At 41.3% G+C, this 25,226-nt stretch carries 22 protein-coding genes; 9 read left to right on the forward strand and 13 right to left on the reverse strand.

Features of this window, described 5'->3' with window-relative positions:
- Nucleotides 1-18: 18 nt before the first annotated feature.
- The 4 genes from FPV17_RS21035 to FPV17_RS21050 all read right to left on the reverse strand — a co-directional run bounded on the left by FPV17_RS21035 (nt 19) and on the right by FPV17_RS21050 (nt 4,291).
- Nucleotides 19-1,413, reverse strand: coding sequence for a sensor histidine kinase (locus FPV17_RS21035; protein WP_144560317.1), 1,395 nt, complete (start codon nt 1,411-1,413; stop codon nt 19-21).
- Nucleotides 1,410-2,093, reverse strand: a complete 684-nt coding sequence (locus FPV17_RS21040) for a response regulator transcription factor (protein WP_144560318.1) — start codon at nt 2,091-2,093, stop codon at nt 1,410-1,412. The genes FPV17_RS21035 and FPV17_RS21040 overlap by 4 nt, the downstream gene beginning before the upstream one ends.
- Nucleotides 2,090-3,055, reverse strand: coding sequence for a YncE family protein (locus FPV17_RS21045; RefSeq protein WP_144560319.1), 966 nt, complete (start codon nt 3,053-3,055; stop codon nt 2,090-2,092). Before FPV17_RS21045 ends, FPV17_RS21040 begins: the two co-directional genes overlap by 4 nt.
- 72 nt (nt 3,056-3,127) lie before the next feature.
- Nucleotides 3,128-4,291, reverse strand: a complete 1,164-nt coding sequence (locus FPV17_RS21050) for an MFS transporter (protein ID WP_144560320.1) — start codon at nt 4,289-4,291, stop codon at nt 3,128-3,130.
- A 306-nt stretch (nt 4,292-4,597) separates the two neighbouring features.
- Here FPV17_RS21050 and FPV17_RS21055 point away from each other — a divergent pair, with 306 nt between their 5' ends.
- Nucleotides 4,598-6,025 carry an aldehyde dehydrogenase family protein gene (locus FPV17_RS21055; protein WP_144560321.1) on the forward strand — a complete coding sequence of 476 codons (1,428 nt, stop codon included), beginning with the start codon at nt 4,598-4,600 and terminating at the stop codon, nt 6,023-6,025.
- 36 nt (nt 6,026-6,061) lie between these two features.
- Here FPV17_RS21055 and FPV17_RS21060 read toward each other — a convergent pair whose 3' ends face one another.
- The 7 genes from FPV17_RS21060 to FPV17_RS21090 form a co-directional block, all read right to left on the reverse strand.
- Complete coding sequence (locus tag FPV17_RS21060; RefSeq protein WP_144560322.1) at nt 6,062-6,604, reverse strand: glycerol-3-phosphate responsive antiterminator; 543 nt, start codon at nt 6,602-6,604, stop codon at nt 6,062-6,064.
- The gene (locus tag FPV17_RS21065) at nt 6,604-8,256 is read right to left on the reverse strand and encodes a glycerol-3-phosphate dehydrogenase/oxidase (protein ID WP_144560323.1); all 1,653 of its coding nucleotides are present in this window, start codon (nt 8,254-8,256) and stop codon (nt 6,604-6,606) included. Before FPV17_RS21065 ends, FPV17_RS21060 begins: the two co-directional genes overlap by 1 nt.
- 156 nt (nt 8,257-8,412) lie before the next feature.
- A complete protein-coding gene (gene glpK / locus FPV17_RS21070) occupies nt 8,413-9,909 on the reverse strand; it encodes a glycerol kinase GlpK (RefSeq protein WP_144560558.1) in 1,497 nt (498 codons plus the stop codon).
- A gap of 23 nt (nt 9,910-9,932) precedes the next feature.
- Complete coding sequence (locus tag FPV17_RS21075) at nt 9,933-10,637, reverse strand: MIP/aquaporin family protein (protein WP_144560324.1); 705 nt, start codon at nt 10,635-10,637, stop codon at nt 9,933-9,935.
- 278 nt (nt 10,638-10,915) lie between these two features.
- Nucleotides 10,916-12,583: an SLC13 family permease gene (locus FPV17_RS21080; RefSeq protein ID WP_035393379.1), complete on the reverse strand. Its 1,668-nt coding sequence runs from the start codon at nt 12,581-12,583 to the stop codon at nt 10,916-10,918.
- An 82-nt stretch (nt 12,584-12,665) separates the two neighbouring features.
- A complete protein-coding gene (locus tag FPV17_RS21085) occupies nt 12,666-13,367 on the reverse strand; it encodes a response regulator (RefSeq protein ID WP_052007541.1) in 702 nt (233 codons plus the stop codon).
- 16 nt (nt 13,368-13,383) lie between these two features.
- Nucleotides 13,384-14,964: an ATP-binding protein gene (locus FPV17_RS21090; RefSeq protein ID WP_144560325.1), complete on the reverse strand. Its 1,581-nt coding sequence runs from the start codon at nt 14,962-14,964 to the stop codon at nt 13,384-13,386.
- A 247-nt stretch (nt 14,965-15,211) separates the two neighbouring features.
- On the opposite strand from FPV17_RS21090, the gene FPV17_RS21095 reads away from it, so the two are divergent.
- From FPV17_RS21095 to FPV17_RS21105, 3 genes are read left to right on the forward strand one after another with little or no spacing between them, the layout of a single operon-like run.
- Entirely contained in the window at nt 15,212-16,108 is an 897-nt protein-coding gene (locus FPV17_RS21095) for a DMT family transporter (RefSeq protein WP_144560326.1), read from the forward strand.
- Nucleotides 16,109-16,122: 14 nt separating this feature from the next.
- On the forward strand, nt 16,123-16,677 hold the full coding sequence (locus FPV17_RS21100; protein ID WP_144560327.1) for a cysteine dioxygenase: 555 nt from the start codon (nt 16,123-16,125) through the stop codon (nt 16,675-16,677).
- A gap of 11 nt (nt 16,678-16,688) precedes the next feature.
- Nucleotides 16,689-17,303, forward strand: a complete 615-nt coding sequence (locus tag FPV17_RS21105; protein ID WP_035393383.1) for a YdcF family protein — start codon at nt 16,689-16,691, stop codon at nt 17,301-17,303.
- A gap of 70 nt (nt 17,304-17,373) precedes the next feature.
- On the opposite strand, the gene fakB is transcribed toward FPV17_RS21105, so the two are convergent.
- Nucleotides 17,374-18,219, reverse strand: coding sequence for a DegV family protein (fakB, locus tag FPV17_RS21110; RefSeq protein ID WP_035393385.1), 846 nt, complete (start codon nt 18,217-18,219; stop codon nt 17,374-17,376).
- A 289-nt stretch (nt 18,220-18,508) separates the two neighbouring features.
- On the opposite strand from fakB, the gene FPV17_RS21115 reads away from it, so the two are divergent.
- From FPV17_RS21115 to FPV17_RS21125, 3 genes are read left to right on the forward strand one after another with little or no spacing between them, the layout of a single operon-like run.
- Nucleotides 18,509-19,942: an oligosaccharide flippase family protein gene (locus FPV17_RS21115; protein ID WP_210244249.1), complete on the forward strand. Its 1,434-nt coding sequence runs from the start codon at nt 18,509-18,511 to the stop codon at nt 19,940-19,942.
- Entirely contained in the window at nt 19,936-20,742 is an 807-nt protein-coding gene (locus FPV17_RS21120; RefSeq protein WP_144560329.1) for a glycosyltransferase family 2 protein, read from the forward strand. The genes FPV17_RS21115 and FPV17_RS21120 overlap by 7 nt, the downstream gene beginning before the upstream one ends.
- Nucleotides 20,739-21,821: a glycosyltransferase gene (locus FPV17_RS21125; protein ID WP_144560330.1), complete on the forward strand. Its 1,083-nt coding sequence runs from the start codon at nt 20,739-20,741 to the stop codon at nt 21,819-21,821. The genes FPV17_RS21120 and FPV17_RS21125 overlap by 4 nt, the downstream gene beginning before the upstream one ends.
- Before the next feature lie 50 nt (nt 21,822-21,871).
- On the opposite strand, the gene FPV17_RS21130 is transcribed toward FPV17_RS21125, so the two are convergent.
- Nucleotides 21,872-22,210: a hypothetical protein gene (locus tag FPV17_RS21130; RefSeq protein ID WP_144560331.1), complete on the reverse strand. Its 339-nt coding sequence runs from the start codon at nt 22,208-22,210 to the stop codon at nt 21,872-21,874.
- Nucleotides 22,211-22,472: 262 nt separating this feature from the next.
- Here FPV17_RS21130 and FPV17_RS21135 point away from each other — a divergent pair, with 262 nt between their 5' ends.
- Entirely contained in the window at nt 22,473-23,861 is a 1,389-nt protein-coding gene (locus FPV17_RS21135) for an O-antigen ligase family protein (RefSeq protein WP_144560332.1), read from the forward strand.
- A complete protein-coding gene (locus FPV17_RS21140; protein ID WP_051667697.1) occupies nt 23,858-25,219 on the forward strand; it encodes a UDP-glucose dehydrogenase family protein in 1,362 nt (453 codons plus the stop codon). The genes FPV17_RS21135 and FPV17_RS21140 overlap by 4 nt, the downstream gene beginning before the upstream one ends.
- Nucleotides 25,220-25,226: the final 7 nt, after the last annotated feature.

Raw genomic sequence — 25,226 nt, forward strand, 5'->3', positions numbered from 1 at the left:
CTACTGAATGCCAGATCATTATCCATCGTATTCTTCTAAAGTAAGGACAATTTCCGTTCCTTCGTTTTCAATTGAATGCAGTTCAAATGAGCCGTTGTGCTTCGCGATAATTTCCTGAACGATGGATAGCCCTAACCCAGTTCCCCCATCCGTACGACTTCTTCCTCTTTTCACTCTAAAAAACCGATCTGTTACGTTAGCGACATCCTTTTCAGGAATGCCAAATCCTGTGTCTTTTACAATCACCTTCGCCTTTCCATCCTCTACGGACAAGGTGATTGTAATGGGATGACCGCTATTGCTATAGGCGATTGAATTTGTTAATAAATTTATAAATACTTGCTTCATTCGGTCACGATCTGCTACCACAATACTTGCTTCGTCTAAATCAAGCTGAATCGGTATGAGCTTCTCATCTGCCCGAATACGAACGGTGTCAACAGCTTCTCGAATTAGTTCAGCAAACACAAGCGGCTGCTTATCCAGTGTATCCCCGTCTCCCTCAAGTTGAGCAAGATCAAGTAAGTCATTGACTAATCGATTCAGTCGATTAGCTTCTTGGGTGAGTACCGTCAATCCTTTTTTCTTATCAATGACCCCTTCTTCCATTCCTTCTATATAGCCAATCATATAACTAAGGGGTGTCCGGAGTTCATGAGCAACATTTGCTAAAAACACACGACGATTTGATTCTACTTGGTCCAAAGAATAGGCCAATTGATTAATTGAATTGGCTAACAGTACAAACTCGTCTTCAGACCGAACGAGCTGAATACGTGCAGAAAAATCACCTGACTCCATTTTCTCCGCAACTTGCTTCATTTTTAAAAGTGGCCCTACAAGCTGTTTTGTCAGGCGACTACCCATAAATAAAATAACTCCACCTGCTAATGTAACAATGAGTACAAGCCACCATGCGACGTTTGAAAATAACTCGTATAAGTCGGTGAGAGGTTGTGAAATAAACACCGCTCCCTCAAGACGGCCATCTTCCCCTATAAATGGAATCGCTACTCCAATTAATTCTTGTTGGAACCGTGGATGCTCCCGTCTCACATAGACTGATTCACCTTGCAATAATACTTGTCTCTCAGCGAATGAAATCAATTCTTCACCGAAATCATCTTCGAAAGGCGCTCCTCCCGCAAGCTCCATCGGATCTTCTGTTACCACATAATGGGCATCTGATGTTTCCTCTGACCAATCGAGAAATTCATAAAAATCCTCAGTCAATCCTTCTTCCTTGTAAAAGGCTGCAAGTGCTTGTCCTTTACGCTCAAATTGGCTAATTTGCTGATCGACATATAGCCGTTCATATAAAAAAAAGATCAATAGGCTCGATAGAACCATAACAGCAAGAACCGTTAATCCTATCCCCATCCAGACCTTCTTCTTGATTGAAATTGATTTCATTCATTTTCTCCAAACTTATAGCCTATTCCCCAAACGGTTTGAACTTTTTTTCCGTTCTCTCCTAACTTAAGGCGCAATGTCTTAATATGGGTATCAACAGTTCGCAAAGAGCTTGTACTAAGATCACTCCAAATTTGTGTAAACAAGTGTTCTCTCGTAAACGAACGGTTTTTATGTTCAGCTAAATACACAAGTAAATCAAATTCTCTTCTTGTTAACGGGACCTCGTCCTCGCCTACAAATACCATTCGCGCGTCACGATTAATTTGAAGGTCATGAAAGACCAGACGATTTGGCTGTTCATTCATTTGATACGAGCGTCGCAGTGTTGCTTCTATCCTAGCCATTAGTTCCCTTGGACTGAAAGGCTTCTCCATATAGTCATCCGCACCAAGCTTTAATGCTTTTACTTTGTCTTCTTCATGACTTCGAGCCGTGAGCATGATGACTGGTACGGCATACTGTTCGCGTATAGCCTTACACACTTCAAAGCCATCTGTTCCTTCCATCATAATATCAAGGATAACGAGATCAATGGGATGCTGTCCAAGGAGGCGTAAAGCGTCTGTACCGCTCCCTGCTTCTAAAGGTCGGTATCCTTCCTTCTTGACATACGTTGATACAAGTTTTACTAAATCCGGCTCATCATCAACAATAAGGATCGTTCGTTCTCTACTCATTTTACCTCCCCTGACACGACTGCATATGGACCTGCTCCGACTTCAATATCTGATTGTTTTTCCAGTGTTTCGCTTGATAGAAAGGTTAATGAATGGCTATCAAAATTACTAACAACAATAACCTCTTCATCGACTTGAATATAATTAGGATTATGACCAACGTCTGATGTCGCTACTACTTCATCGGACCCACCATTAATTTTATACAGGTGATCATTGCCATGCGCAATCGCGTAAATGATTCCATTTTGACCATCTCCATCAATTGCAATAGGCATTAAGCCAATATCTACGGTACCTACTTTTTCACCTGTTTGGACATCGTAACGGTCGATTTGATGGTTTAACTGTCCTGTTGGTCCATGACCACCGATCCAAAGATTGTTGTCTTCTACATACATACCCGACGCACGATCTAATACAGAAAATGACTCTTTCATGTCTAATGATTCCCTGTCTACTGTAACGATTACGTTATCCTCTGCACATAGGGCAAACAATGTACTTCCTTCTATCTCTAATTCTGTAGCCGGGCACGCTAATTGCATATCTTCTAGCCGCTCACCTTGCAACGTTCGCCATTCTACCTTGTTTATTGTAGCGTAAGCTATCATAAGAGAGTCTCTTTTAGCATCATACATTACATCACTTACGGGCTCATCTAACTCGACGATAGGTGAAACCTTTCCAGTCTCTAAGGAAAAAGTCGAAAGCATGCGAGACTCGTTTGACAAGAAAACAAATTCTGTATCATTTATCGCAATCAATTGCTCCCAAATGGTTGAAAGTGCTGTTATTTTCTCTACTTCTAGATTTTCTTTGTTAATAAAAGCCAGCGTAGGTTCTTTCACATGTGAAACAATGTAATAGGAGCCGCTCTTTTGAGGAATATCGATTTGTTCACTCTGGCAAGCAGAGAGAAAAGCCATCATTATTGCAGCAATTGTCATGAAACGTAACAACCCTTTTCTCCCTCCTTTTTTCCGCATCAGTATAGCATATAAATGTGAAATCTATACGAAGTACAGAGAACCTTACCCGAGTTTGTTCTTCACTTCCTCTACTTTGGCTGGCCTACCTAGAAGATACTGAACAATGCCCATGCTAATAATAACTACAATTAGAACATAAAGGGCTGGTTTAAACGTTCCAAACACATCAAACAAGGTTCCAACCGCTAACGGCCCTAAGGCAGCAAAAATATAGCCACCACCTTGATTTAGCGCCGATAACGCACTTGCTTTATCGGCTGTATCCGTTTCAATAATGGGGATCATAAGGGCTAGTGGAAACAACCCTCCAGCACCAAACCCAATTAATCCTAAAGCAAGTAAAGGATGAACACCAACAAGCAAACAAATAACACCGACTAATTCGATTGCACTGCATCCGATAAGAGCAGGGGTAATGTAACCATACTTTGAAACAATACTCGGTAGCACCAGCGATACGGGAATTTGAATAAATTGAAAAACCGTTACCCCTGCTGCTGCCATCGCTGTAGAGTAACCGAAGCTCATGACAATGGGTGCTGCCCACGCTGTTACAGTATAGAAGACCGTTGCCATGAACCCGAAAAATAGTGTAATCAGTAACGCACGTTTATCCTTAAAAGGCAGTGTTGAATTGGTTGTCTTCAACGCTGTTGGTCGCTTTTGTATTAAGCCGATCCAAGCAATTAGCGCGAATACTCCTAAGGCGCCCCAAACAGCTAGTGCCAGCTGCCAGTTTCCTGAAAAGCCATCATAAACAGGAACAGCAAAGCCCGTAGCAATTCCTGCACCTATAACAAGGGATACAGAATAGACGCTGACAAACCCAGGTTTTGTAGGGAAATGTTGCTTTATAAATCCTGAAAGAAGTGGACCCGCTAAACCAATGCCAATCCCAGCTAAGAAAGCTGTTACCACAAGCAACATAACAGAGCCAACGACACCCCTCATCAAGGTTGCGACAGTAATAAAAATTAATGAAACAAATATAGCTCTTTCTAAACCGATTTTCTTACTAATAACAGCCGCAAAAGGCGAAAAAATCCCCATACATAAAACAGGCAAAGTTGTCAGTAAGCTTGCTGTCGCTCCACTCATACCGAGTGAGTCTTGAATGGATTCTAATAAAGGTGAAATCGATGTAATGGCTGGTCGCAAATTTAATGCAGCCAAGGTTAAAGCAAGCAAATAATAAAACGTACGCATAGTCTCTCCTGCCTCATTTTCTTTTTCTCTCTCTTTGCAAAGAATACGTAAAAATCTTTTGACTCGTCAAGTTTGTAGAACTTATTTAATTAGATTCACGTACTTATTTTGCTTCTACCATTTTACAAAAAAACGCATAAACAAATACAATAAAATTTCTCATTTTTAAGATATTTGGGTTTCACTTTTTTAAAACGTCCGTTACAATAATGTTATGTTGTAATGTTTTATTGTTTCTTAAGAGGGTACAAAACTGTAGAGATCTTTTTTCCAAAACTTACAAGCTTATGTGAAGGAGCGATTAGTGTGCGTAACCAAACTCAACATTTCATTAACGGTGAATGGATTGATTCAACCGACTCTAAAACCATTGACGTTATTAATCCAGCAACAGAAGAAATAATCGGTCACGTTTCTGCAGGTACTAAAGAAGATGTTGATAAGGCAGTTTCCGCGGCAAAAAAAGCATTTCCATCATTTTCAACCTCTACAAAAGAAGAACGGATTCACTGGCTAGAAGCGATTGCTGAAGGATACAAAAAACGAAGCAAAGAGCTAATTGATGTCATGACTGACGAGCTTGGTGCACCACTTTCCGTTTCAGAGAACGTTCATTTTAAAATGGGGCTTGCTCACTTCAAACAAGCAGCAAAAGCTTTAGAAACCTTTTCATTTTCAGAAGAAAAGGATGGCCACACACTTGTGAAGGAAAGCATTGGTATAAGTGGGCTGATCACGCCTTGGAACTTCCCCACAAATCAAACAGCAACAAAAATTGCAGGCGCCATTGCAGCGGGTAGCCCTGTCGTATTAAAACCAGCTGAAAAAACACCGTATGCAGCGATGATTCTTGCCGATATTATTCATGAAGCAGGCGTTCCAAAAGGTGCCTTTAACCTCGTTAACGGTACTGGCGATGTAGTAGGAGATGCCATTAGCTCGCACCCAGATATTGATTTTGTATCCTTCACTGGTTCTGGGGCTGTAGGTGAGAAGATCATGCAGAACGCCTCTAAAACGATTAAGAAAGTTGCGCTAGAATTAGGTGGCAAATCACCGCTTGTCATTTTAGAAGATGCAGATATGGGCGAAGCTGCCAAGACAGCAGCTTCAAATATGTTCTTTAATACTGGGCAAGTTTGTACAGCTGCCACACGTATTCTCGTCCCAAAAGCAAAAAAAGACGAATTTGAAAAAGCGATGAAAGAGGCGGTTGCTTCCTTTTCAATGGGGAACCCAAAAGAAGAAGGTCATACAGCGGGACCTCTTGTTTCAGAAGGTCAGTGGAAAACCGTTCAATCTTATATTCAAAAGGGAATTGACGAAGGCGCCACTGTATTAGTAGGTGGTACCGGAAAGCCTGATGGATTAGATACAGGCTATTTTGCAAAGCCAACTGTCTTCTCAGATGTTTCAAACGACATGGTTATTGCGCAAGAAGAAATCTTTGGACCGGTGCTTTCCATTATTTATTATAGCGATATTGATCACGCCATTGAGATTGCCAATGATACTGTCTACGGACTAGCAGGCTACGTCTTTGGGCAAGATCCAGATAAATTACGCTATGTTGCTTCTCGTATTCGCGCAGGGCAAATTACGATAAACAACGCACGTACAGACTTTAACGCTCCGTTTGGCGGTTACAAACAATCCGGCATTGGACGTGAGTGGGGCGAATTTGGTATTGAAGAATATCTTGAAGTGAAAGCTGTACTCGGCATGCCCTCATAACCTAAAAAAGCAGGCGCTTCCTCGCGCCTGCTTTTTTCAATTCCATAATTCTTTTCTTGACGTTGTAACCGCTCTTGCCCCAGCTTGAAGAGCGGTTTGAATGTCATCTACGGTTGTAATTAATCCTCCTGCAATGACCTCTATCCCTGTTTCTTCTCGAACTTTTTTTATATAGTCTGGCAAGACACCTGGCAACACTTCAAGAACATCTGGCTTTACTTCTTCCACTTGCTGATAACTTGTTTTTAACGCCATCGTATCAAGTAAAAAAATACGTTGGATCGCCAAAATGTTATTTTTCTTTGCGGTCTTTAGCATATTTGCTCTAGTTGAAATGACACCTGTTGGACGAATGGTCTGACAAATAAATTCTGCAGCATACCGGTCACTCTTTAAACCTTGCACGAGGTCAGCATGTAGAAGCATCTTTTTCCCTGCTTCTTTCGAAAGCTTTTTCATTTTTGCCAAAAGCGATAAATGCACATCAAGGACGACAAAGTAAACCCCTTCTTCCTTCATCACACGCTCAAAATCTTTCATGTTGTTTACTGCAGGTAATAATTGTTGACCATCAAACATTAATGTAAGCTCCTCAACGTAACTAGATTTACTTGTTCATTTAGTTCTTCACTGTAGCGTTGTTTCTCTTCTTCTGACCATTGTAGCAAATCACTCATCGCATTTAAAATACGATCTTTATACGCATCCACTTGATCGATGTCAAACAGCAAATACGATACTCGTCGCATCAAGAAATCAACTGCTGTTACTGTCATCTCTTGCTCTATTCCATAGCGAAGCATCGCATATAAAGACCCAGGCAAGTCGTACTGATTGTTCTCCTCTATATAGGAAAACACAGCTGGGGCATTAGAACCGTAGCGTTCTGCGATTTCTTGTGCTTCGTCTTGCGTTAAGCCTTTTTCTACTCCGTCTCGAATCATCTTTTGTTTAAAGGCTTCATATTTAGCTGATCCGCCAACATGGCCGCCTGATAAAGCCATTTCTTTTGTTTGACAGCTCGGATAGCTCTTTCCTGTTTCTTTAGTAAGTTCTCCTGCTGCAATCGTGACAATGGTATCTGCCATTTTTCGATAGCCTGTAAGCTTGCCTCCTGCAATGGTCATGAGACCGCTTTTAGAGTGGAAAATTTCATCTTTTCTCGAAATCTCTGAAGGGTCTTTACCGTCTTCGTGAATAAGCGGACGAATTCCAGACCAGCTTGATTCAACATCTGTTTTCGTTAAATGGTAACCTGGGAACAATTGATTCGTTGCATCAAGAATATAGTTAACGTCATCGATTGTAACACCTGGCTCAGTTTGATCGCCTTTGAAGTTTGTATCTGTTGTCCCTACATACACCTTTTTCCCTCTTGGAATGGCAAACATCATTCTGCCGTCGCCAAAAGGGGTATCAAAATACACAGCGCGATGTAAAGGTAGGCGTTCTTTTGAAACAACTAAGTGAACGCCCTTTGTATGATGAATGGACTTCCCTTCCCTCGAACGATCTTGTTCTCGTAAAGTATCTACCCAAGGTCCTGTTGCGTTAATGATTTTTCTTGCATAGATTTTTACACTTTCACCTGTTAGACGATCTGTTGCCTGGACGCCAACTAGCTTTCCATCTTCGTAAAGAAACGAATCTGCTTTCACATAGTTAATGAGCTTTGCACCGCGCTCCGCAGCACTTTTCGCCACTTCCATCGTTAAACGAGCATCATCTGTACGGTATTCTACGTACATCCCAGCTCCCTTAAGCCCTTCACTTGCTAAAATACTTTCTTTCTTTAATGCTTCTTTCGCGTTCATCATCGTCCGACGTTCGTCTTTTTTCACTCCGGCTAAGCGATCATATACAGATAATCCTAGCGACGTTGTAAAGGAGTTAAACGTTCCTCCTTTATAGAACGGGAGCATCATTCGAACTGGTTCTGTTACATGGGGCGCATTTTCATAAACAATGGCCCGCTCTTTTCCAACTTCTGCAACGAGTTTAATTTCAAATTGCTTTAAGTAGCGTAAGCCACCATGTATTAATTTCGTAGAACGACTGGATGTTCCTGCTGCAAAATCTTGCATCTCGATTAACCCTGTGTTTAACCCTCTTGTTTGTGCATCCAAAGCAATTCCTGTACCTGTAATTCCTCCACCAATGACTAATAAATCTAGCTGTTGCTCTTGCATGCTTTGAAGTGTGTCCGCTCTTGTAACTGTTGAAAATGGCATTGTTTTCCCTCCTAAGAAAATACAAAAAGAGGGGACCACAACATTCTCAAGCAGGCAGTTTGCCTACTTAAGTGCTGTAATCCCCTCATCGTCTCAAAGATTTTATCATTAACTTGTTACTCTTAGTGTACGCCTTTTTCTTTCGTTCGTAAAGTATTACGGTTTGAACGTCATTGTTGCGTCAACCGCTTTTTTCCAACCACTGTACAATTCGTTTCGTTCTTTCTCCTTCATATCAGGGCTGAACGAACGATCCATCTTCCATTGTTTCGCGATATCTTCCTTACTTTCCCAGACGCCGACTGCTAGTCCTGCAAGGTATGCAGCTCCTAATGCCGTTGTTTCTGTGACAGAAGGAATTTCTACTGGCGCATCAAGCAAATCGCTTTGAAACTGCATAAGGAAGTTGTTGGCTACTGCACCACCATCTGCTCGAAGTTTCTTCGATTCAATTCCAGCATCGCTCTCCATTGCTGTCATAACATCTTTCGTTTGGTACGCAAGGGATTCAAGCGTGGCGCGAACAATATGAGATCGCTCGGTTCCACGGGTTAATCCAAACATCGCTCCTCTAGCTTCACTGTCCCAGTAAGGTGTGCCTAAGCCAACAAAGGCAGGAACTAAGTACACACCATCTGATGACGTAATGCGTGTGGCAAGCTCTTCACTTTGTGGTGAATTTTCGATAAGCTGAATGCCATCGCGAAGCCACTGAATCGCTGATCCTGCTACGAAGATACTTCCTTCAAGCGCATACTCCACTTTGCCATCGATTCCCCATGCAAGGGTCGTTAACAGACCATTCTTCGATTCCACTGCTTTTTCGCCTGTATTCATTAGAATAAAGCAACCCGTACCATACGTGTTTTTGACCATACCTTCTTCAAAACAAGCTTGTCCAAAGAGAGCTGCGTGCTGGTCTCCTGCTACACCTGCAATCGGAATATTTTCACCAAAGAAATGATAGTCTACCGTTTCTGCATACACTTCTGAAGAGGAGCGTACTTCTGGTAACATACATTTTGGTATGTCTAGAATCTCTAATAATTCATCATCCCATTTTAACTCATGTATGTTGTACATGAGTGTCCGTGCCGCATTCGTATAATCGGTAACGTGTGCTTTTCCTCCACTTAGCTTCCAAATTAACCAAGAGTCAATGGTTCCGAAGAGAAGCTCTCCTTTTTCCGCTCGCTCTTTCGCACCTTCTACGTTATCTAAAATCCACTTTACTTTCGTTCCTGAAAAATAAGGGTCGATCAGTAGTCCTGTTTTCTTTCTAAACAGCTCATTATGGCCAGCATCTCGTAATTCTTTACAGATGCCTGCGGTTTGCCTAGATTGCCATACTAACGCATTGTATACCGGCTTCCCAGTTGCCTTGTCCCACACAACGGTTGTTTCACGCTGATTCGTAATGCCGATCCCTGAAATGTCTCCAGGCTTCACATCAGATTCAGAGAAAATCTCGGCAATAACCGCTAGTACAGATGTCCAAATTTCATTTGCATTATGTTCCACCCAGCCTGGCTTAGGAAAATACTGCTTAAACTCGCGCTGGGCTGTTTGCAGCATCTCCCCTTTATCATCAAATAAAATGGCCCTCGAACTTGTTGTACCTTGGTCAATTGCTAAAATGTATTTTTTCTTCATCATTCGTTCCTCCTCATCTCATTTTAAAATATCATTGTATAGGCGAATGCACCAATGACACCACCTGTAATTGGACCTAAAATAGGAATCCATGCATATGCCCAATCCGATGGTCCTTTTTTATTAATGGGTAAAAGAGCGTGGGCAATCCTCGGTCCGAAATCACGGGCTGGATTAATCGCATACCCTGTAGGTCCCCCAAGAGAAAGCCCGATAGCAATAATCAGTACACCAACGACAAGAGGGTTTAAGCCCTCACTGAATGTATTCGCACCGATTGCGAGTAGTCCAAATACTAATACAGCGGTTCCAATTAGTTCGGATCCAAAATTAGACGGTGTATGTTTAATCGCTGGCGCTGTTGCGAACACACTAAATTTAGCACCAGGATCGTCTGTTTTTTTCCAATGCGGGTAGTAATGTAAAAAGATAACAACGGCCCCAGCAATAGCACCCAGCAATTGTCCGATAATGTAGCCTGGAACCTGATTCCATGGGAACTCTCCAATTGCAGCAAAACCGATTGTTACCGCAGGATTTAAATGCGCTTCACTTACTGTTCCTGATACGTACACACCTAACGCTACCGCAAAACCCCAACCAACGGCAATCGTTAACCAGCCTGCACCCTCAGCTTTTGAATCTTTTAAATTAACTGCAGCAATAACACCTGCACCAAATATAATGAGTATCATCGTTCCTACAAATTCGGCAATAACTTCAGCCATTTTTGTTCCTCCTCTACTTCATCTGAGAAGCGTACGCACAAAAAAGAACAGCCTTTTTCACAGATTCATTACAGTCCGCAAAAAAAGCTGTTCCTCATACACTCATCAGCTACTTCTATTAACATGGTGCCATTATAGTATGAACAAGCTTATTTGTAAACGGATTCAATGATTCTTTCCCTATTCTTTCTACATATAAACAATTTTTCCTTTTTAAATAAAGGAAGATAAAAAGAGATGCATAGATTAAGAATCTTCTGCATCTCTCATGAACGAGGTTAATCAAGAATTTCGGTTGGGAATGTTGACAAGTCTACACCCATTACAAGCGGAACTAAGAGATAAACCGCTAACACAATAATCGCTGTAGCAAATACATTCAGCCAAAAGCCGGCTCGTACCATTTCAATAATTTTTATTTTCCCTGTTCCAAAAATAATCGCATTTGGCGGTGTTCCAACCGGCAACATAAACGCACAATTTGCTGCCATTGCACAAGGAATCATAAGAGCAAACGGATGAATATCAAGTGCAACTGCAAGTGCCGCCACAACAGGTAAAATCATGGTTGCTGTTGCCGTATTTGATGTAATCTCTGTTAGCATCATAATCAATAACGTCGCTCCACCAATGATAAGGAGCATATGAAGACCATCTAAAATTGTTAACTGATCTCCTAACCAACCGGAAAGACCGCTTGATTGAAATCCAGAGGCAATGGCTAGTCCTCCACCAAATAAAAGAAGCACGCCCCAAGGAATCTCTTTTGAATCGCTCCAATCTAAAATACGTGAAGAAGCTTTTGCAGGGATTAAGAATAAAAGCATTGTTGCGATAATGGCAATCATTCCATCTGAAACTCCTGGAAGCTGAACAATTAGCGCCTCATCGCCAGACCATAAAAATTCTCGAGATATCCACATAAATGCGGCAAATAAGAAAACTCCACCGACAATTTTTTCTTCATAAGCAGTTTTACCAAGCTTTTGTCTTTCTTGCGCAATTAACGCTTTCCCACCTGGCAATGTCTTAATACTCGTTTTGAAACTAACTGTACCGAGATAAAACCATGTGAACAAAAGAAGTAAGATGACAACTGGAACGGCAAAGAGCATCCAAGTACCAAAACCAATTGAAATTCCAAAAATAGTGTCAAGCTGCGCAGCAAGAATAATATTAGGTGGTGTTCCAATTAATGTCCCGAGACCCCCAATTGTACCTGCGTACCCAACACCAAATAATAATGATTTCTCAAACTTAGGTAAGTCACGTTTATGCTCATCTTCTTTCAATGCCGCTGCTACTTGTGCAGTAATAGCCAATGCCATCGGTATCATCATCATAACAGCAGCTGTGTTAGACACCCACATTGAGAGAAAGCCTGTCGCAATCATGAAACCTAACAGAATTCGTTGTGTACTTGTACCAATGACTGAAATAATAAATAATGCCACTCGTTTGTGTAAATCCCATTTTTCCATCGCCGTAGCAATAAAGAAACCACCTAGAAATAAGAAAATGATGTCATTTCCATAAGAAGACGCTACATCAGACCCTTCCATTGCCCCAGTTATCGGTAGTAAGATAAGCGGCATTAATGAAGTAGCTGGAATCGGAATTGCTTCAGTCATCCACCACGTTGCAATCCAAAGCGTCACCGCTAATACTCTTTGCCCATCAGCTGACAAACCTGCTGGTTCAAAAAATAACATGGTTAAAACAAATAGTAATGGTCCAAGCAATAATCCAATCAGTTGCGCCCTAGAATAAGGCTTCTTTTTTTGATTGTTTTCAGGAGTTGCGTTGTTCTTACGTTGTTTCATTTCTTTATGATCAGCTGCTTCTTTTCTTAAAGCAGCAGAGCCTTTGTTTGCATATGAGAAGATATTTAGAAGGTCTTTCGTACGTTCAGATTGTTGCCATAATCGATCCCATACAAGCCTCATTGTCATTCCTCCATTCATTGAAAGCGTTTACTTATTTTTTCATGAACTTGGACAATGGTCTAGTTTTTTTAATTAAACGAAATCAACTTTTTAATCGAAACGCCTTCCCTGCTTCCAAAATACGGTAGCGATTGTATGGTCGCCCATGCGTTAAATAGACAAGATCTTTCTCGATCAACGCTTGTTCATGAAAGTAGCGTAAGTATTTTCGGAGCGAAACATGAGAAATGCTTGTCCGCTCCTCTAATTCCGCAGCTGTTTGCCAGTTTGTATCATCTAATGCTTCTAAAATCCTCTTCGCCGTTACTTCTGTAATGCCTTTTGGCATATGTACTTTTTCTATGAGTTGGTTTGTTTCATTTCGTTGAAGCAATTTGTCTATTTCTTGTTGAGCAAATGATGGTTGCTTCGTTTCTTGTTTTATAAGCCGGTAGCGTTCAAGAGCTTCTTTAAAGCGCGCAAAGGTAAATGGCTTTACGAGATAATCAATGACACCAAAGCGGTAGCCTGTTTGAACCGTATACGCATCATTTGCGGATGTAATAAGAATTACATCGACATTCCGTTCCTCTAAGCGCACTTGCTTTAAGATATCTAACCCATTCCTGTCACCTATATACACATCAAGTAACAATAGATCTGGTTTGTGTTCTTTCACTTGCTGTAAACCCTCTTCAAACGTTTGTGCACTTGCTACCAATGTAAATCCTTCAACTTTTTTAAGAAAAAGACTGTGGAAATGTGCAATCTCTTCCTCATCTTCAACCATTGCTACACGAATCAACTTGTTCTACCTCCTTTCATGTCCCTAATGGAATATGGATCGTAATAATGGTACCTTTACCTTCTCTTGATAAAAGGTCAATCGTTCCACGAAAACGAGAGACTTCTTTTTTTACATTCTCTAACCCGTAGCCATGATCTCCCTTTTTTGTCGATTGTCTTTCTTGATTAGGCGAAAAGCCTTTGCCGTTATCTTCAATGACATAGCGAAGAACGCCGCCTACTTGCTTAATCGTGACAATAATATACGTTTCTCGATGATTGAGACTAGCTTCCGCTGCATTGTCCATGGTGTTCCCAATGATCGTAATCCATGCATCAATTAGCTCTGAAGATAGTTTTGGCCAAGGTGTACCTGACTGGAACAGAACGTTAATACCTTGCTCTTCTAGCACGCTTGTTTTTCGAGCTAAAAACTGCGCTAAACTTTTATCAGACACTAATTTGCTAATTTCATCTGGTAATTGGCTATTCTTCTTTTGCTGATAGCGTAAAGATAGATTTTCAATATAGTCTTTTAGTTCACTATATGATTCGGTTTCCACCATTGCACTAATAATGTGTAGCTTGTTCATAAACTCATGGGTTTCGCTCCTTAAGCTTTTGGCGTAAGTTTCTACTCCACTTAAACGTTTTATAATATCATCTAACTGATTCTTTTCACGAAATGTGGCAAGCGCACCAATACAGAGATCTTGATAAAAAATCGGCACCTTTGTCACAACTGCTTCTAAATCACTTCGTTGATAAACTACATCATAGCTCCCTTCACGCTGTTCCATCACTTCTTCCAATTTAAGTTCTGGCCACACTTCATGGACCTTTTTCCCTTCCACAGATTCTTCATGATTGGTTGCTTTTAAAAAGGTTGTAGCAGCGCCATTAATGGCGATGATTTCACTGTCTTCATTAATCGCGATCACGCCTTCACCCGCTGCTTCTAAAATGGCTTCACGCTCATTTACAAGCCGTGCAATTTGCTGAGGTTCAAGCCCGTGAAGCTGCTTCTTAATTCGGTTTGAAAGAAAATAGGCACCGATCATCCCAACAAGTAAGCTCCCGCTTGCACCAGCTACTGATGTAAGAATTGCCTGGTTTTCAGCCTCGTTAATAGCATCAGTAGAAATTCCCACCGAAACGGCACCAATTAATTCACCTGTTTGACTATAAACAGGTTCAAAAGCTCGAACAGAAGGACCTAAAAAACCAACAGCTTCCGAAATATACGACTCTCCTTCAAATACTAAGTCCGCGTCACCACCTACGAACCGTTCCCCGATACGATCCTCAACCGGGTGGGTGTAGCGCTTTTGATCCGTATCCATCACGACAATATACAAGAACTCATTTTCTTCTCGAATTGCCTCAGCAAGCTGAATGAGCTCATCTGTCGTTTCGTCTGCTTCAAGGGCAGATACAACTGCTGGATGACTCTGCAAGTGGCTGGCGCTAATTTGAACTTTATCAGCCAGCTGTTCTCGTGTTAACGTTGCTTGTTGAAACGCGCTAAATAATCCAAATAATAACAACGCTACTAGGACAATGCTAGCACTTAATAACATCGTTTGCGTTCTAAGCGTTAGTGGTTCTTTTTTCATCTCCGTTCTCCACCTCTAGCCATTTTATCTGTTAAAATCCGAGCATCTTGTACTTACAAGTTTAATTTTTTTTTTTAAGAATGTATAGATTTCATTCAAACGGTAAGAATGAGTAGCGTATTCCCCTATCCCCCTTAGCTCCCAACAAATGTTGGGAGCTTTTTTTATCGCTTGGACATTTCTCTTTTCCTTTTGCATACAATTCAAAAAGAGTTTCACTTTTGCTTTTTGAAGGAGATACGTGTTTATGCGTTGGTCTAGTTCTGTTTTAACTGCGGCTTTATTTGCTTTTTTAGCCGTCGCCTTTTGGGGGATATCGTTTGTAAACACTAAGGCACTGCTTGTAGAGCTTACGCCTAGTACAATCTTGATCAGTCGTTTTGCAATCGGTTCTCTATTTCTATTTTTATTTTTAATCATATTTCGCTATCCTCTTAAATTGCCTTTATACTACCTTCCGCACCTCTTTATTCTTGGGACTCTCGGTGTGTTTATACACCAATGGTTACAATCAACGGCATTGTTAACCATTCAAGCTTCTGAAGCGGGCTGGATGATTTCCCTGATTCCTATTTTCACGTGTGTACTTGCAGTTTTTTTTCTTCATGAACGATTCACACGTCTAAAAGGAATCGGCATGCTTCTAGCACTATTAGGTGTCCTGCTCATTACGAACCCTACGCACATTTCATCTTTCCAGCCGGGCTATATGCTCATGTTTCTTAGCACGATTAACTGGGCCGTTTATTCTTTGCTTTTAAAAGGGCTCCGTATACCATTGCCGCCTGTGACCATTACGTTTTATATGTGTTTAATCGGTACATGCCTTACCTTCCCACTCGTACAGGTTCATACGAGCATCAAGGAATTAACGTCGCTTTCCATGAACGGATGGAGTCATTTGCTTTTTCTAGGGGTGTTCGTTTCGGCGGTTGCCTACTTCTTTTGGGCAAAAGCCTTGAAGCAACTACAAGCATCAACCGTATCTAGTTTTCTTTATATTGAACCGGTAGTAACGTTTATCGCGGCAGTCTATGTTTTAAAAGAAAAAGTTCTACTTCTAAGTATTGTAGGGGGAATCATAATTATAGGAGGAGTCTTGCTGTCAAACCACGGTTTAACTCAGCCGAAAAACAGGGAATAAGAAAGGAGACCATTATGTTCGAACGCCATATAAGCAACTGCTTGCGTCCTCTTAATAAACCAAGTATTGAAAGACTACGTCAAGCATTGCTAAAGCTGAACGCAACCTATGATGAGTTAGCTCCTTACATTCAATCAAGCAGGGAAAAGCCTTACTATCGCAAACTGCTGTTCCAATCTAAACAGGTTGAACTTTTACTCATGAATTGGTCTGGCCTTGATTGTGCTCCCCATGATCACGGTGCATCTTATGGATGGATTCAAGTGATCGAAGGCAACGTGTCGAATCAGCTTTTTAAAGTGAAATCAAATGAGCTGCCAGAGCTATTCGTTGAGAAACGCTATAAACAAGGGAAAACATTTTTTGCCCCTAAAAAAAGTGTGCACCGCATGGAAGGCAACAAAGGGTTGTTAACTCTCCACTTATACGCTCCACCTATTTCAGGGATGAAAGTGTATGATTTAGAAAAATGTGCCGCCTGTGTCGTATCAGATGATTGTGGTGCCTGGTGGCCAGAAGATCAAAAGCAGCGGCTCAAAGTTATTCAATTAAATCAAACGCCGAAATAAGGAGGAATTCGATGCATCTCTCTCAGTTAAATACAGCCGAGCTTACAGACGCTCAAATCACCGAACTTCTCTATCATTCTACTTTTGACGATGGACAACAGGGAGATTGCATCTTCGTTCCAGGAAGCAGTAAGGCTGTCGACTATAAAGTCCCAAAAGCGATTCAACTCTATCAGGAAGGACGGGCTAATAAACTATTGTTCTCAGGAGGTGTATCTTGGGATGCTTCCAAGAAACCAGAAGCGGTGATGATGCAAGAACGAGCACTTCAAAGCGGCATCCCTGAGGAAGCGATCTTAATCGAAAAAGAGTCGCTACACACAAAAGAAAATGTTCTGGCTTCTCTCCTCGTTCTCGATCGTGCTTACTACTTGCATCATGTAAAGCATATCATCATCGTCACCTCTAGCATTCATATGTTAAGAGTGTGGTTAACGATGCGCACGTATATGCCAAGCTGGATCACGTACTCTTTTGCCTCTGTAGATGATCGGAGCACAAAAGAAGGGAATTGGTTTCTGTCACCTCATAGTCGCAAAAGAGTCGAAGCAGAAGTGCAGAAGCTTGTACGCTATGCAAGAATAGGGGCCATTATTGATGAAGACATTTCCATTGGCGATGGATAAGCCGAAAAGCCCTCCAATGTTGCCACTTTTTCAAGTGCCTACTTTGGAGGGACCATAATACGATCATGTGTTAGTTTGTGTAATACATAAGTGCAATGGCACCAGGCCCTGTGTGGGTGCTAATGATTGGAGAGGTTTCCAGTATGGACGATGAGAAATGTTGTCGGACTTTTCTTAAACGATCCAACACTTGCTCACTAAACGTTTCGGCTTCAATATGAGCTACACCGACATGTTTAATCTCCTTCTCTTCTGTTTCTTTTGCAAATGTGTCTGTTAGAAATTCAAGCACTTGCTTCTGGGAGCGCTTCGTTGCTACAGGAGTATACGAACCGTCTTGTAAGGAAGCAATTGGCTTTATTTTTAATAATGAACCAAGGAGCGCCTTCCCTTTTCCAATTCGACCGCCTTTAGCCAAGTAGTCTAACGTATCGACAACAATATATAAAGAAGTCTTCGATCGAATATCAGCAAGCTCACTTAGAATGTCCTCAAGGCTTGTCCCTTTATTTGCTAGTTCCGCCGCGCGTGTCACTTGAAAAGACAACGCAATTGAAATGAAACGAGAATCAACCACAGTCACTTTACCATCACATTCATCTGCCGCCATTTGTGCAGATGCAACGGTTCCGCTCATCGCACTTGTCATATGAATAGATAAAACGTGCGTATCAGGCTCACTTAAGAGTTCCTCATAAACCCGGACGAATTCCCCAACCGGAGGCTGAGAGCTTTTTGGAAGGTCTTCGCTTGTCACAAGCATGTGCGCAAACTCTTTCTTCGTTAAATCGACTCCATCTAAATAACTTTTACCATTAATGTTTATTGATAACGGGACAACGGTTACCCCTAACTCTTGTAAGATCGATGCATCTATATCGCAAGTGGAATCCGTCACAATTTTGATTTTTGTCATTAAAATCTCCCTTTAATAAGGCATTTTGTGAACGCATAACATACGTTGTTTGTAGTATGACACACGTGCACCTGAGTGTAAACGCTCTCTTAAAAAGCGCAATTATACGACTATAGAAAAAAGTATGAACGTAATCGTTTTCGTATTATTTTAGAGTTACCTATTTCTATGAATAAATTGTAAAGATTGTAACGTTCATTTATCCATTGTAAAGTTGAGCTTTTTTTCAATTTCCATTCTCTCTGCTACAATCTTTTCTTGAAGAGCAAGGAAAAGAGGGATGAACAGCTTGTTAACGAAACACGCTTTTGCTTACTTATTATCGCACGGCATACCTGCCATTGTGGGCTTTTTAGGAATCGCTATTTATTCTCGCTTACTTAGTCCCACAGAGTACGGTCATTATGCATTCATTTTTGCAAGTGCAGCAATTGTGAATGCTGTCTTGTTTGAATGGTTAAAGGTTAGCGTCTTGCGCATTCAACAACAGCACGAATTAGGCCGTGCTTACTATATGACTGTGAAAATCACATTTCTTTCACTGATGCTCATTAGTGCTTTATTTGCACTGATACTGACGTTCGTCTCAACCGTTGCCACCCTCGAACTTGTACTTATTATATTGCTTTTGTCCTGGAGTCAATCGTGGTATCAACTACACCTTTCTTTACTTCGGTCAGAGTTAAACCCCCTTGGATATGGGAAAGTAGCCTTCGCCCGTTCCGTAATCGGATTGCTATGTGCAACAATTCTTATTTTCTTTGACTTTGGAGCAACAGGACTTGTTACCGGGTTCATCATCGGCCTACTGCTCTCTGTTTTTCCAATGACCCTGAGGCGCTTTGGATTAACACTAGCACCGTCCACATTTAACGTCTCATTAGTAAAACAGTTTGCAAGCTATGGTTTGCCATTAACCATTACGTTACTGCTAGGTATTGTTATCCATCAATCCGATCGATTAATCATTACGGCTATGCTGGGAATGGAGGCTACCGGAAACTATGCCATTGCCTATGATTTAACGGAACAAACCATTTTTACTTGTATGCTCATTATTAACTTGGCAGCTTTTCCGATTGCTATACGTGCATTTGAACAGAAAGGTGAACGTGCTGCTCATCAACAAGTAAAACGTAATACAGAGATGCTGTTAGCAGTTGGTCTCCCGGTCACAATAGGATTCATTGTCACAAAAGACTTTATCGCAAGCTTTTTTTTAGGCGCTGCTTTTCAAGAAACGGCACGCATCCTGATTCCTTATATAGCTGTTGGTGCTTTTCTAAAAGGCATTAAACTATACGCAATTGATACAGTCTTTCACCTTACAAAACAAACAAAGCTCCAAATCATACCAGTTATTTTAGCCGCCGTCGTCAATGTTGCCTTGACGATCATCCTTATTCCACCATATGGACTTGAAGGTGCTGCTATAGCGACGGTTTTAGCCTACGCTCTCGCAATTACCATAAGCTGGATTTTGCTCATCATTCAGCGCATTCCCTATCTTTTTCCGTTTAAAGAATTTGTAAAGGTTTTGTTAGCAAGTGCTGCCATGATCGTAAGTTTACTTCCTTTTCATGACGAGAGCGGCTGGGGGATGTTTCTCACACGCGTTTTCATTGGCATTTTCACTTATAGCCTTGTTTATGCTGCCCTTCACTACTACCAAATTAAAGCATTTATTGAGAATCGAAACGAGAGGAAGAAACGTATATGTTAACAATCATTATCCCTACCTTAGGAGAACGCAAACAAGAATTTAACCGACTTCTTTCTAGTCTCGAAACACAAACGATGCCTGCGCTTGAACTGATTATTGTTTCGCAAAATCATCATGAACTAGTAAGTGAATGGCTGACACCTATTACGATTTCTTATAGGCATATTCGATTACAGGAGAAAGGCTTATCGAAAGCGAGAAATGCAGCCCTACCTTATATAAACGGAGATCTTGTTACGTTTTCTGATGACGACTGCTGGTATCCAAACCATGCAGTCGCCACAGTACATAAGTACTTAAAAAACGACAGCGACGGCTGTTGCTTTCAGATTTTCGATCCTGAAATGAATGAGACCTACAAGAACTATCCAAAAAAACCATCTTCTACTGTCAATGGCCGAATGTTGTTTCGAAAATCCTCTATCGAGCTTTTTTTTAAAACCGAAGCCATTGCCTCTTTACGTTTTCATGAGTCATTCGGTCTTGGAAGCCATTACCCAAGCGGTGAAGAGAATTTATTTTTACAGCAATTCACAACAGGAAAAAAGCGGCTTGCTTATTATCCTGAAACGATTGTTTATCATCAAAAGCCAACAAAACAATCGAGGCTTTCAGAGAAACAACTCATTAGTAAGGGCCCTTTGTTTAAAACCATGTACAACACACCTATAGGACTACTTTTACTTACTGCGTTATTCATTAAAAAAGCGGGTTCCATTAAGCAACCAGTCAACAGTTATACGAAAGCTGTGAAAGCAATGCTCTCATTTAGCGAACAGCCAGAAAGGGGGACAAAATGAAAACCATAGCCTTTATTCTCTATTCATTCGATGCTGGTGGTGTTGAACGGATGACCCTACACCTAGCAGAAAACTATATCAAACGAGGTTACAAGGTTGACCTTGTCGTTATGCATCCATCTGGGGAATATACTGATTCTGTTCCAAGTGGGGTATGTATTGTCCCCTTATCAAAAGTGAAAGCTAGAGCGGCATTGCCTGGGCTCATTTCCTATTTCCGTAAGAAGAAACCAGACATTATTTGTTCAGCAAAAGATTATCTAAATGTGCTCGTTATTCTCGCCAAAAAAATAAGTCAATTAAAAGCAACATTGATTGTGTCTAGCCGCGTTCATCTAAGTGAGCAAGCGAAGCAAGATCCATCTGCGAATCGAACAAAGAAATGGGTATTACGAACCTATCGGTATGCCGATCACGTTGTAGGCGTTTCCCGCGGGGTATCCTCTGATATTCAAGCCATTGCCCGCTTACCGGTTGTTCATACGATTTATAATCCTGTTATCACAAGATCATTAAGTGAGAAGATGAATCAGCCTATCCATCATCCATTTTTATCAGATTCGTCTTTACATGTTTTCGTCACAGTTGGCAGACTACATAAACAGAAAGATTATGTAACATTACTCCGAGCCTTTGCGCTTGTGCATAAACGCAACCCTCATACGGCGCTCATTCTTGTCGGCGACGGAGAAGAACGTGAAGACTTGGAAACCTTTGTAGTGACAGCCAAACTACAGAATGCCGTCAGCTTTGTTGGCTACCAACACAACCCTTATCCCTATATGAAGCAAGCAGACGTATTTGTATTATCTTCCTTATATGAAGGTTTCGGGAATGTGTTAGTAGAGGCAATGGCCGCTGGGACGCAAATGGTCTCTACCGATTGTCCAAGCGGTCCAAAAGAAATTTTGAAAGATGGCATGTATGGACACCTTATTCCTGTTGGCAACTATGAAGCATTAGCAATGGCTATGGAATCTGCTCTTTTAAACCCTGTTCCTGCGGAAGCGTTAATTCAGAGAGCACATGATTTTACCGTAGATACATGTGCAAACCACTATGAAAAACTTTGGCTATAAAAAAACTAGACAGGACAGCTCACGTTAAGAGCCGTTCTGTCTAGTTTCACTTACGGAAAAACAAGATTGTCAAGCTTGTGAATACCGTTTTCCTCTACCCAATCAGCTACATAAAGAAGCTCATCCTCTACTGTATAACGGTAAATCCGTTCATCCATTAATACGTAACGCGTTTGTTCATGTTCATATAGCCTTTGCTTGAACGCTTCATACGTCTCAGTATCCATGTCGCTTTCGACACTCGCAAATGACAGAAATTGCTCTTCGGTTAATGTATGTAGATTGTTTCGCAAGTAACTATCCCCCTCTAATGTTGAGCGCACGGTCAGTGTTTGCTCGCCACACCCTACTAGAAAGAGAAACGACAGAACGATCATCACCTTTTTCATTTCAACTCAGCTCCCAGCAAACCATTTCCCTTACTATATCCCGAATGATTTAAGGAATAAAGAGGACTCATTTTCAATTGTAAAGACGGTTTCTGGCTTTCCAAGAAACAGAATCCTCATTTATCAATACATGCGTCTATTTTCGTTAAATTCGTAAATGTCCTTGGCTCCGAATCTTCATTTTTTCTTTAAGAAGCCTTTATAAATAACGTTTCTTACCGTGTTACGATGACGACAGTTCAAACGTGAAAGGATTCAGACGATGCACTCACTTAACTACACACTCACTCGAAGACAGACTTTACCTATTTATAGCGTCATGACCCTCTATGCCGCTTCTGCTCCCGTTGCTGTTACAAGTATAGTGCAGCATCTCATACCAATACCCGGTTCTGTTTTGCTTACATTTCTAGCGTTAGCGCTGTTCCTAGTAGCGTTGTTTACAGAGCGACAACCGGTTTCTATTACAGAATTGAATCGGATAGGGCTTCTTGTGTGTGGCGCCATTGCGATACCAGCTATTGCTTCGCTCACTGGTGTCGCCTTTGCCTTGGTCTCCATTCAATCTGTCGAATATACAGCGTACGTGAATCATTCTTTACTCAACAGACTGATTAATCTTTCTTTATACATTGTGTTGACATTCGTTGTTCTTATCTTTATTCGTAGAGATGTTCAACAAACGAACACATCCCTTCTAAAAGGCTATACAATCGGAACGTTTCTTCTCGCACTCGGAGGTATCTGGCAGTTTTTACATTTTACGATTGGCTACCCTATGCCCCTGTTCGATACTCGAGCTTATGTACATAGCGTTAACCAAGACGTGCTGTTTAATTTCAGGATCACTTCTTTTACAGACGAACCAAGCTTTCTTGTACCCTTCTTACTAGATGGTCTCATTATTGGAACACTTATCATGACTAGAAAAACATACGCTTTGTTTGCAAGTCTGACCATTCTCGTTTTACTACTCACTTTTTCAATTAGCGGTTATGTGAATGTTGTCGTCATTGGGCTTGTAGCCATGCTATTGCTGTTTACTAGAAACATGATCCCAAAGAAAATGATTCTAACGATTATAGGCGGTTTGTTTCTACTCATTACTACCTTATTCCTTTTACTACCACAAGCCTTTATAGCCTTATTCATGCCGATTCTTGGCCGGGTTGATGGTCTTTTTGATGTCATGCACCATAGCAGGCTCTACATGCTCGTCTTTCCGTTCGTATGGCTCTTCGACTACTCGTTCATGAATACACTCTTCGGCTTTGGCCCTGGAAGTTACGATTTCCTAGCACGAACGAAATTTCTTAGTCACCAAGGGGCTGTTAGCGGAACGTCAAACAATGTCTTTGTTGATCTCCTCTTTGAACACGGCTTGCTAGGGGGGTTGCTATTCACAATGAGTTTCATTGCAATTTCCTTTTATTTATGGAAAAAGCGCAATATTCACCTTTATTACAGCATCGCATTGATTTTATGGATTCACTTAGGTGTAACAAGCCTATACAGAGCTGATTTTGCCTCACCCCGATTTTGGCTCATCATCATGATCGTTGTTGGTTTACTAGAACTTGCTAGACAGAAACGATACTTACCAAATCACGTACCGAACATTTTTCAGAAAGCGAAGGTGACTTCTATATGAATGTATGTGTAATTGGAACTGGCTATGTAGGCCTTGTCACAGGTGTATGCTTCAGCTCTCTCGGGCACAACGTTGTCTGTGTTGACCACGATCTCGATAAAATTAATAGCTTAAGATGCGGTGTTGTGCCAATTTATGAGCCTGGTTTAAAAGAGCTTATGAATAAAAGCACAAAAGCGAACAACCTTATTTTCACTACCGATTTAGAAGAAGGGATGAACGAAGCAACGATCATACTAATCGCGGTGGGCACACCTGCAAATAAAGATGGATCTGCCAACTTGACGTATATCAAACGAGTGGCATTAGAGATTGGTCAATACGTTCGACCAGGTATGACAATCGTAACAAAAAGTACAGTCCCGGTTGGTACAAATAAAAAGATTAAGCAGTGGGTGTCATTCAGTAGCGGTCACCAACAGTTCTCGATTGCATCATGCCCTGAATTTCTACGAGAAGGGAACGCCATAAAAGACACATTAGAGATGGAGCGTGCTGTTTTTGGTGTAGAAGACGTTCAAGCCGAGCTCGCTTTACGAGCCTTGCATAAACCCATTAATCCCACAATTATCGTGACAACAATTGAAACAGCTGAAACAGCAAAATATGCCGCAAATGCCTTTTTGGCCACAAAGATTAGCTTCATTAATGAAGTAGCAAATGTTTGCGAAAGCGTCGGTGCTGATGTAGAAGCGCTTGCACGAGTTATGGGTCTTGACCACAGAATCGGTACATCCTTCTTAAAAGCCGGGGTAGGCTACGGCGGATCTTGCTTCCCAAAAGATACACAGGCGTTCATTCGAATTGCTGCAGAGGCAAATTATCATTTACAGATTGTTCCTGCTGTCGAACGTGTCAATCACGAACAGCGCTACCGCCTTTTAGCGAAACTTAAAAAAAGCTGCCCCATACTGGCTGGAAAACGAATTGCCATTTTAGGTCTAGCATTTAAGCCACACACCGATGACATGAGAGCTGCTCCTGCACTCGATATTATTCAAGCCTTACTAAGTGAGCAAAGTAGTACGATTGCTTACGATCCCGTTGCATCAGACCAAGCGAAGCGCTTGCTACCAGATGTCGTTCTTGCTTCTTCTTGGCAAGAAGCTGTAAAAGAGGCAGATGCGGTTCTAATTTTAACAGATTGGGCTGAATTCAAATCCATTGATTTAGAAGAGCTAAAGGTACTTATGCGTGATTCTGTTGTTATTGATGGACGGAATTTATTTCATCCTGAAGAAATGAAACAGCAAGGATTTTATTATGATTCTGTCGGTCGAGCACAGGTTGATGGACGTCTCTCTCAAAAGAAAGAGGCACCATCACCTTCATTGACGGCTCAAACTGGAACCCATTAGAGGAGGC

The sequence above is a fragment of the Shouchella miscanthi genome (assembly GCF_007725405.1).
Classification (GTDB): Bacteria; Bacillota; Bacilli; order Bacillales; family Bacillaceae_D; genus Shouchella; species Shouchella hunanensis.

Bases quoted from the DNA above. Each gene is read 5' to 3' on its own strand.
- FPV17_RS21135 (WP_144560332.1), top strand. From the start codon at position 22,473: ATGCACTCACTTAACTACACACTCACTCGAAGACAGACTTTACCTATT.
- FPV17_RS21075 (WP_144560324.1), bottom strand. From the start codon at position 10,637: ATGGCTGAAGTTATTGCCGAATTTGTAGGAACGATGATACTCATTATA.
- FPV17_RS21100 (WP_144560327.1), top strand. From the start codon at position 16,123: ATGTTCGAACGCCATATAAGCAACTGCTTGCGTCCTCTTAATAAACCA.
- glpK (WP_144560558.1), bottom strand. From the start codon at position 9,909: ATGAAGAAAAAATACATTTTAGCAATTGACCAAGGTACAACAAGTTCG.
- FPV17_RS21120 (WP_144560329.1), top strand. From the start codon at position 19,936: ATGTTAACAATCATTATCCCTACCTTAGGAGAACGCAAACAAGAATTT.
- FPV17_RS21035 (WP_144560317.1), bottom strand. From the start codon at position 1,413: ATGAAATCAATTTCAATCAAGAAGAAGGTCTGGATGGGGATAGGATTA.
- FPV17_RS21125 (WP_144560330.1), top strand. From the start codon at position 20,739: ATGAAAACCATAGCCTTTATTCTCTATTCATTCGATGCTGGTGGTGTT.
- FPV17_RS21040 (WP_144560318.1), bottom strand. From the start codon at position 2,093: ATGAGTAGAGAACGAACGATCCTTATTGTTGATGATGAGCCGGATTTA.
- FPV17_RS21050 (WP_144560320.1), bottom strand. From the start codon at position 4,291: ATGCGTACGTTTTATTATTTGCTTGCTTTAACCTTGGCTGCATTAAAT.
- FPV17_RS21140 (WP_051667697.1), top strand. From the start codon at position 23,858: ATGAATGTATGTGTAATTGGAACTGGCTATGTAGGCCTTGTCACAGGT.
- FPV17_RS21105 (WP_035393383.1), top strand. From the start codon at position 16,689: ATGCATCTCTCTCAGTTAAATACAGCCGAGCTTACAGACGCTCAAATC.
- fakB (WP_035393385.1), bottom strand. From the start codon at position 18,219: ATGACAAAAATCAAAATTGTGACGGATTCCACTTGCGATATAGATGCA.
- FPV17_RS21060 (WP_144560322.1), bottom strand. From the start codon at position 6,604: ATGTTTGATGGTCAACAATTATTACCTGCAGTAAACAACATGAAAGAT.
- FPV17_RS21130 (WP_144560331.1), bottom strand. From the start codon at position 22,210: ATGAAAAAGGTGATGATCGTTCTGTCGTTTCTCTTTCTAGTAGGGTGT.
- FPV17_RS21095 (WP_144560326.1), top strand. From the start codon at position 15,212: ATGCGTTGGTCTAGTTCTGTTTTAACTGCGGCTTTATTTGCTTTTTTA.
- FPV17_RS21090 (WP_144560325.1), bottom strand. From the start codon at position 14,964: ATGAAAAAAGAACCACTAACGCTTAGAACGCAAACGATGTTATTAAGT.
- FPV17_RS21065 (WP_144560323.1), bottom strand. From the start codon at position 8,256: ATGCCATTTTCAACAGTTACAAGAGCGGACACACTTCAAAGCATGCAA.
- FPV17_RS21080 (WP_035393379.1), bottom strand. From the start codon at position 12,583: ATGAGGCTTGTATGGGATCGATTATGGCAACAATCTGAACGTACGAAA.